Annotated in this window: 8 protein-coding genes and 2 pseudogenes; 5 read left to right on the forward strand and 5 right to left on the reverse strand. The window is 47.3% G+C overall.

Annotated features, from left to right (window positions below):
- A pseudogene (locus tag H6F50_RS10930) lies at positions 1-975 on the forward strand (single-stranded-DNA-specific exonuclease RecJ); the annotation flags it as partial.
- Between the two features lie 58 nt (positions 976-1,033).
- Here the strand turns inward: H6F50_RS10930 and H6F50_RS10935 are convergent.
- Positions 1,034-1,747: a YdcF family protein gene (locus tag H6F50_RS10935; protein ID WP_190428716.1), complete on the reverse strand. Its 714-nt coding sequence runs from the start codon at positions 1,745-1,747 to the stop codon at positions 1,034-1,036.
- A 292-nt stretch (positions 1,748-2,039) separates the two neighbouring features.
- On the opposite strand from H6F50_RS10935, the gene ctpB reads away from it, so the two are divergent.
- On the forward strand, positions 2,040-3,347 hold the full coding sequence (ctpB, locus tag H6F50_RS10940) for a carboxyl-terminal processing protease CtpB (RefSeq protein ID WP_190414839.1): 1,308 nt from the start codon (positions 2,040-2,042) through the stop codon (positions 3,345-3,347).
- A 148-nt stretch (positions 3,348-3,495) separates the two neighbouring features.
- Here ctpB and H6F50_RS10945 read toward each other — a convergent pair whose 3' ends face one another.
- From H6F50_RS10945 to psb28, 3 genes are all read right to left on the reverse strand, one after another.
- Complete coding sequence (locus tag H6F50_RS10945) at positions 3,496-3,861, reverse strand: four helix bundle protein (RefSeq protein ID WP_199292092.1); 366 nt, start codon at positions 3,859-3,861, stop codon at positions 3,496-3,498.
- 188 nt (positions 3,862-4,049) lie between these two features.
- The gene (locus H6F50_RS10950; protein ID WP_190428718.1) at positions 4,050-4,562 is read right to left on the reverse strand and encodes a MogA/MoaB family molybdenum cofactor biosynthesis protein; all 513 of its coding nucleotides are present in this window, start codon (positions 4,560-4,562) and stop codon (positions 4,050-4,052) included.
- A 487-nt stretch (positions 4,563-5,049) separates the two neighbouring features.
- Positions 5,050-5,385, reverse strand: a complete 336-nt coding sequence (psb28, locus tag H6F50_RS10955; protein ID WP_190414836.1) for a photosystem II reaction center protein Psb28 — start codon at positions 5,383-5,385, stop codon at positions 5,050-5,052.
- A 20-nt stretch (positions 5,386-5,405) separates the two neighbouring features.
- On the opposite strand from psb28, the gene H6F50_RS27565 reads away from it, so the two are divergent.
- Together H6F50_RS27565 and H6F50_RS10960 are read left to right on the forward strand one after the other, a co-directional pair.
- The gene (locus H6F50_RS27565) at positions 5,406-5,531 is read left to right on the forward strand and encodes a hypothetical protein (RefSeq protein ID WP_277879337.1); all 126 of its coding nucleotides are present in this window, start codon (positions 5,406-5,408) and stop codon (positions 5,529-5,531) included.
- 154 nt (positions 5,532-5,685) lie between these two features.
- Positions 5,686-6,270 (forward strand): DUF99 family protein, encoded by a 585-nt coding sequence (locus tag H6F50_RS10960; RefSeq protein ID WP_190428719.1) that lies wholly within the window; start codon positions 5,686-5,688, stop codon positions 6,268-6,270.
- Between the two features lie 93 nt (positions 6,271-6,363).
- Here H6F50_RS10960 and cax read toward each other — a convergent pair whose 3' ends face one another.
- Positions 6,364-7,461, reverse strand: a complete 1,098-nt coding sequence (cax, locus tag H6F50_RS10965) for a calcium/proton exchanger (protein ID WP_190428720.1) — start codon at positions 7,459-7,461, stop codon at positions 6,364-6,366.
- A 221-nt stretch (positions 7,462-7,682) separates the two neighbouring features.
- Here cax and H6F50_RS10970 point away from each other — a divergent pair.
- Positions 7,683-7,862: pseudogene (locus H6F50_RS10970) on the forward strand (hypothetical protein); the annotation flags it as partial.

Here is a 7,862-nt window from a genome sequence, read left to right on the forward strand (position 1 = left end):
CCAGATGGGACACCTTTAGCGCCGATTGTGCAGGCCGATTTGGTGTGTACGGTCAGTGAATTAGGAAGAGATTTATTTTGGGAACTGAAACTATTAGAACCCTGCGGAATGGGCAATCCAGCACCAAAATTGCTCATTCAAAATTGCTGGTTTGAAAATAGTTGGAATAGTAATACTCAGGACTTAAAAGGCGCAAAAGTTCAATATATCAAAACTACTTTTAAAATTCGGGATGACTCTTGCGAAACTGGGTTTTCAGGAATCTGGTGGGGACATTATAAGGAAGAACTACCTCAAGGTAGATGCGATGCAATTGTCGAGCTTGATTTTAATAGCTACGAAAATCCTAATAAAGGGATTAGACCTCACTATGAAGTGCGGATAATTGCCGTGCGTTCTTTAGAACAGCCGCAGCAGTTAGGCACTCCGAACCAGATAGACTGGATTTTAGACTGTCGTGAGGAGTCCGCACTTGCTACTGCTGCGCTATCAGTTCTGCCAGTTCGAGAGTGCCCCAGTAGCTGGGATGAGCTGCAAGTGTGGTTCAGGCGGGCAATTCAGGCAAATCAAACCCTCGCGATCGCTTATCCTCCCCCAGAACCCGTTCCCCCCAGCCAAATCTGGCTGCAACTGTTAGGAATTGCCAAATATCTGAGTCGCACGGGTCAAGAGGCGACGTATACTCAACTGCACCAAAAGCTGGGAATTAGCGATCGCACTCTCCAACTCGGATTAGAAGCTATTTCTCATCTCGGCTTCCATGTTAAACAACTCGACTGGATGGTTCAAATTACTTGGCATTCCCAGGAAGATGCCGGTCATTCTGATTTAGGGAACGGACAATTACCGAAAGCAGAGACAGCCATCGAACAATTTATCGCAGCAGTTCAAGAAGAACAATTTCGCCAAAGGTACTTCTATGAAATTCCCTTGTCTACCATTCGAGCAATGGCTGCTCAAACTGCGGTTTATTAAAAAATGAGTCGGCGATCGCATTTGTTACGGCTGGGTAAGAGAATGCGATCGCGACTCGCTACTGAATATTCCCCTGGTGTTCGCACTTAAAACCCCGCTGACGCCAATCTTTTATATCTACATCCTTCAGGGGAATTAATTTTGAACATTTAGGCTGATAAACCTGACTCACCATTGCCCACAACAAACTACGAGATAAGTCCAATCCTGTCTTGAAAGAGGATTCTCGATTGCCAGGAATGCCTTGTTCGGGAACAATCTCTGGCTCTACCCAAATGCCTTGAGCGCCCATGAGAATCTGTGCTAGCCACTTAGCTCGTGGTAGATGGGTACCGGAAGTAATTAGTTTGACTTTTTTTACTCCCCATTCGCGTAGAATCGGCACACTATAGTAGAAGTTACCAAAGGTGGAGTCTGCACACTTTTCTAACCAAACTCGCTCTATGGGAGCATTTTCCCGTTGAAAAATTAGCAAAATGCACGGTTCGGGAGAACCTTGAGAAATTAATATGCGGGTTTGCGGGTATTCTTTTGCAAGCTGAGCTACGTATATTTCTCTACGAATACTACCTCCTAAAACCAAATAGGCATCTACTGGACCGGACGCCGCAGAGCGCAAAGTTAGCATAATAGTTAATAACCATGTCCCCAAGATGACGCTAAAGATAGCGATCCCTGGTGTTAGAAGTTGTCGCCATCTTCTGAAACCAGCCCGCCTAGATAAGTTGATGCGATCGCGCACAGTTGAACTACCTCTGCGTTTTCCGGGCATTTTGAGAATTTGAAGGGTATTTAGCCGATGCTTAACACTACTTTAGCTAGCCAAGCGATTTTGTTGTTCTTTTACTCTGGCGGCGATTACACTTAGGTAGACAAAAATTTGCAGGGGAGTCTAGCTAAATTAGACTGTTATCCTTGTTACAGAGACGAATAAGGAGGACACTGGGCGAACTGGCACAAAATTGATGCAGCCTGGTTAATTAACCTGAGTATCTTAGAAATAGTTCGTTTCAGGCGTCACGCGGTATCTACACATTAAACCCCACCCGTTCGAGCCACCGTTCATGAATCCATCCCCAAAAAACTTTTCCTTGCTCCATGTTGCTCTCTTTGGTGGAGCGATCGCTACGACAGCAGCTTTATCTTTCTTTGGCTCCTCCGTTCGCGCTGCTCTACAGGAAAGTCCAAAATCAGTCGTCGATGAGGCGTGGCAAATTGTCAACCGCGAGTATGTTGATGGCACCTTTAATCAGGTGGATTGGCAAGCAAAGCGGCAACAGCTGTTGAACAAAAACTATAATTCCCGTGAAGATGCCTATAAGGCGATTCGGGAAGCATTGGAAACCTTAGGCGATCCCTACACCCGCTTTTTAGATCCTAAACAGTACCAAGCCCTCACCAGTCAAACTTCCGGCGAACTTTCTGGCGTCGGTTTGCGCTTGGAACTGAACGAAAAGACTCAGGTTCTTACCGTCGTAGAACCCATTGAGAATTCCCCAGCAGTGAGAGCGGGACTTCAGACTGGGGACAAGATTTTGACAATTGATGGCAAAGCCACAAAAGGGATGAGTGTGGAAGCCGCCGCTAACCTGATTCGGGGTGAGGTGGGGACGAAAGTAAAGCTTAAGCTGTCACGAGACGGAAAAGGCGACTTTGATGTGACATTGACCAGAGCGCAGATTGAAATAGCAGCCGTCCGTCAGTCGGTCAAGCAGGAAGGCAAGTTGCGCGTTGGCTATATCCGTCTGAATGAATTTAGCGCTCACTCAGCAGAGCAGATGCGCCGCGCTATCCAATCCCTGAATAACGACAAAGTAGATGCTTTTGTATTGGATTTGCGGGGAAATCCGGGTGGATTATTGCACGCGAGTGTGGAAATTGCCCGGATGTGGATGGACAAAGGTGCTATCGTCCGTACCGTAGACCGCAAGGGAGACAACGAAGAATTTGCGACAAATCGCACGGCGCTGACACAGTTGCCTTTGGCTGTGCTGGTAGATGGCAACTCGGCAAGCGCCAGCGAGATTCTCTCAGGTGCGTTGAAGGATAATGGTCGAGCCACAATTATTGGCTCTCAAACCTTTGGCAAAGCGTTAGTGCAGTCGGTACATTCTCTCTCCGATGGTTCGGGTTTAGCGGTCACGATTGCCCACTACTACACGCCCCTAGGAACGGATATCAGCCACAAGGGGGTGACTCCGGATATCAAGATTGACCTGAACGACGATCAGCGAAAGCGTCTGGGGACGAATCCATCGCTGGTGGGAACTCAGCAAGATCCCCAATATGCTCGCGCGATCGCAGCTTTGGAAAACACCCGCCTTGCCCAACCCAATAAACCTCAACGGACCCGACCGATTAGCGTCCGGTAAGAGCAAAGGAAGTGAGGACTGAAGAGTGAGGACTGAGGGTTGAGGGCTGAGGACTGAGGACTGAGGAAAAGAGGAAGAAGTAAGGAGAAACTGGAGAAAAATTGACTGCTTTTAAATATTTCTTTTCTTCTAGCCCAGTCCTCAATCCTCAGTCATCAGTCCTTTTTTGTTGGTATTTTTGTTTCTCAACGGCAGCGCGAAGACCGCCTGTAATTCGAGCAACTTCTTGTGCCTGTGTTAAAAGCTGGTTGAATTCAGTCTGCTTGAGATAACCAATATCAAAGGCGACATAGAGTTGAGAACGAAGTTCGGCACAAGAAGATTTGGCGATAGAAAGAAACTGATGAAACTCTGCCCGACCACCTCGCTCGAAGCCTTCTGCAATATTAGACATTATGGAGACTGCTGCTCGTTGAATTTGCCTAGAAAGCCCAAAGTCTTTTGCAAAATCACCCTGTTGAGTGACTTGATAAATTGATTTTGTAAGGATTCTAGCTTTTTGCCAAGCAATCAAATCTTCAAATCGCTCTACTCTATCTTTCACTCGCCTATCCCCCTCTATTTCTCACTGACTCGCCTGTAAGACGCCTTCACTCCTGACTCTTGACTCCTGATTCCTGGCTCTTGACTCCTGATTCCTGACTCCTAACTCTTCACTTCTCAGTCCTCAGCCCTCAGTCCTCAGTCCTAACTCTTCACTCTTCACTCCTCACTTTTCTGTAGCTGGCTAACTAAGTGAACAAGTTCTGGCAAAATTAGCTGTTGGATGGCAAGTTTAACGGCATTGGTAGAACCGGGGATGGAAAATACCAATTTGGTTTGATAGACACCGGCAACGGCGCGAGATGCGATTGCCCGCGAGCCAATTTCTTGATAACTGAGAAACCGGAACAATTCGCCAAATCCAGGCAAGATTTTTGAGAGCAAGCTTTCTAGAGCGTCGTAGGTGGTATCTCTCGGCGCGATGCCAGTGCCTCCATTGAAGATCAAAGCATCCAGATCCGGGCGTTGGGTGAGTGCTTGCAGCTGCGCCCGAATCTCCTCCGGTTCATCTTTGAGAATGGCGTACTCTGAGACCGCATGACCGGCATCTCGGAGTAACTGTTTAATCAATTGACCGCTTTTGTCGGTTTCGGGCGATCGCGTATCGCTAACAGTGATAACAGCGCAAGTCACTGTCATCCTCTCCGGGTCTGGGTGAGGCAGATTGGTCATGGGTAAGCTATTCCCTCAAGAGTTTTGAGTTTTTAAAAACGGGCTTTTCTGGGATATCTTACTGCCACACGGCTGTCCGATTAACCGTTCCTACGAATCTTGACTCCTGATTTCGCTAGCTCTCGGTAAGGGCACGCGCATTCAAATACTGTTCGGTTAACTCAAATTTTGCACCAAGCCCTCAGAATGGAATTTTGCGGCGATTGCATTCCAAGTCCTAAAAGCGCGAACCAACCGAAAATCAAGGGTTCTGTAACCTGCTCCCGGCAGGTTTTCATGTGTGCTTGCTGTCGCTGTGCGGTTTCAACCGCTCAGTGGAGGGGTGTAGAGACGCATTAGCGAAATGGTGCATTCGTGCTGCGACACGTTAACGCAGTGCAGTGCCGCACCATTTCGCGTCTCTACCAGAGGTTACTTGTAGGCAAATGAGCTTATCCGAACCGGATTGCATGGGTATTGCCTGTGCCCCAAGCACTTAGGTCTTTATTTAGGACTGGCTAAGTTCCAAACCATGATCTTTTGCATACCGTTGCATGAAGCGCATGAAGCGATCCCATTCTTCAGGAGACTTCATCAGGTAAGTTGCTTGGAGGTCTTTTGCTTGACCGTTGACAAATACGCCCTTGACTTCTCTCGTCAACAGTTCTCCTTCCTCGTCAACCATGTACATCCCAGTGATTTCCCCTGAGGTTTCGGTGTTAAAGGCGTTGGGACTTTCAAAATAAAACGTAGCGGTGCCATGAGCGCCACTCTTAGAGCGGGTTAGCTTTACATCCGGTATGACTTCTTCGTTGATCCCTCTGGAAAATTGAATTTGAGCCATAATTCTGCCACCAAGTTTTTATGATAGATAACTTAACATTTTCTCATTATTTAGAGCGGACTGGTTCAGCTTTCACGGGTGCTTTTGGGCACTTTAGTACCTCGGATGCCACCAAGAGACCTGAGTTAGACGAGCGAGCAAGTTAGAATTAAACATATTTTTCTGAAAATTGGCATAAATAAGCTTTTTTAGGGCGATTAGTATGGCTTAATTTTTTAAGCTCAAAAATGCTACTTTAAGCGCTTCTAAAAGGGAAAATTAGCTTAAAATCACGGATGCGATCGCCTTTTTTGGTGTGAGATGAATCTTGAATCTTTACTCCGACTCAATCGCCTAATTCGCGTCATCGGCTTCGATGATGCACCGTTCGCACGCCGTAGGGGTGGTAGTGCCTCCATCGCTGGGATCGTTTGTGCAGGCACCCGCTTTGAGGGCATGGTGTGGGGAAAGGTGCGGCAAGATGGCTGGAATGCAACTGATACCGTTTGTAAGCTACTGCTCGGTAAAAAGTTCTTGCCGCAATTACACTTAGTGCTGCTCGACGGCATCGCTTTTGGCGGTTTTAATGTGATTGACCTTCCTAAGCTTGCCGAGCGATTGGAACTCCCCTGCGTTGCCGTAATGCGGCGTCAGCCTGATTTAGCCGCCGTCAAACAAGCCATTCACCACTTGCCACAGCCAGAGCGACGGCTCAAGCTTTTGCAGCGTGCTGGTGGAATTTATACCTTCCCGCCATTCTTTTTCCAAGTGTGCGGTGCTCAGCCAGACGTAACAGCTGCGGTGCTGCAACGTCTGACTGACTGCGGCAACGTTCCAGAGGCATTACGTCTGGCGCATTTAATTGGAGCAGCGGTGGTGAAGGGAGAAAGCGGACGTTCGGCGTAAGGATTTGGTAATGAGAGTTTTGAATTTTGAGTTTTGAGGCGAGCAGAAAGTCCTTTAACTCAAAACTTTTTCCCAATTATCAAAAAACAACCCTTAGGCGGGATGAAAGTAAAAAGCTGCTCCCAAGACGATGTAGGTTGCTAAGAGCAGTACGCCTTCTAACCAGTTAGAGCGTCCGTCTAGACTGATAAGATTGGCAACAGTGACAGCGATCGCTACCGCAATCACTTCAAAAGGATTGAAGTTGAGATCCATTGGTTGACCAATGACAACTCCTACCAAAACTAAAATTGGAGCTACGAGCAGGGCAACTAATAAACTAGACCCCATCGCCACAGAGACGGATAAATCCATATTGTTCTTGAGAGCGACGTTGACCGCAGTTACATATTCGGCTGCACCGCCAACGAGAGGTAACAGAACAACACCTGTAAATAAGGGAGTTAATCCCAGACCCTTTGTTGCTTCCTCTACGACTCCCACAAAAATCTCTGACTCAAAGGCAACTGCAACCGTAGAGGCTACTAACACACCAATCCAGAGCCAAAGATTCGGTTTGTGGGCAGTTGATTCAGCTTCAGAACCGATTGAATTTGGTGAGTCTAAATCGACTAATCCCACCTCGTAAAGATAGCTATGAGTTTTTAAAGAAAACAGTAACGTCAGAGCATAAACTACGATTAACACAGTGGCAACTGTGAGGGAGAGATTGCGAATTGCATCGGGTGGAACACCATTTGAGGTATTGATGACCGTCGTGGGCAAAATAAGAGCGATCGCTGCCAGCGTCATCGAGGAACCATTCACTCGCGCCACAATCGGCTTGAATTCCTGTTCTTTATAGCGCAGTCCTCCTAAAAGCATGGAAAGGCCCATGACCAGGAGTAAATTACTGATAATTGTTCCAGTAATACTTGCTTTAACAATGTCAACTAAACCAGCATTTAGAGCTGCTAAAGCAATAATTAGCTCGGTTGCATTTCCAAAGACTGCATTTAACAATGCACCAATCGAAGGCCCCGTAACGACGGCAACTTCTTCAGTCGCAGTGCTTAACCAAATTGCTAGGGGGACGATAGCGATCCCTGATGTAATAAAAATGGCAAGCGAACCCCACCCTAAATATTCAGCAGCAATTGAAATGGGTACAAAAATTAGCAGGACGTAAGAAATAATTTTCTTGATTGACATAGCGAATTGTGGCTGAAATTGCAGAGCATGATGAATTTTCCCACCCGATGAGACGTAGGAAAGTAGCAACGAGTTCTCCCCTGGATGGTTGAGACGAGTCATACTTTCACTGCTTGATGTCATCGAAAATTGGGCACCTCTCACCTCTGTAAGAATATCTGGAAACTTGTCAATTGCACCCTGTCGTTTCTCGTATGCTGATGTAGAAGCAGGAGGAATTCATGCCACCCCACAAAATAAAGGAAGAAAGAACTGCGCCGCGCCCCAATCGGGCGGGAGTTGCTCTGATAGCCGTCTCCGCGACGGGTTTTGCAACGCTGGCGATATTCGCTAAGCTTGCCTATGCGGAAGGATTAGATTTGCCCAGCACGCTGGCTTGGCGGTTTACAGGCGCAGCGGCG

Origin of the sequence: Coleofasciculus sp. FACHB-712 (assembly GCF_014695635.1) — a bacterium.
In the GTDB taxonomy this organism is placed as follows: domain Bacteria; phylum Cyanobacteriota; class Cyanobacteriia; order Cyanobacteriales; family FACHB-T130; genus FACHB-T130.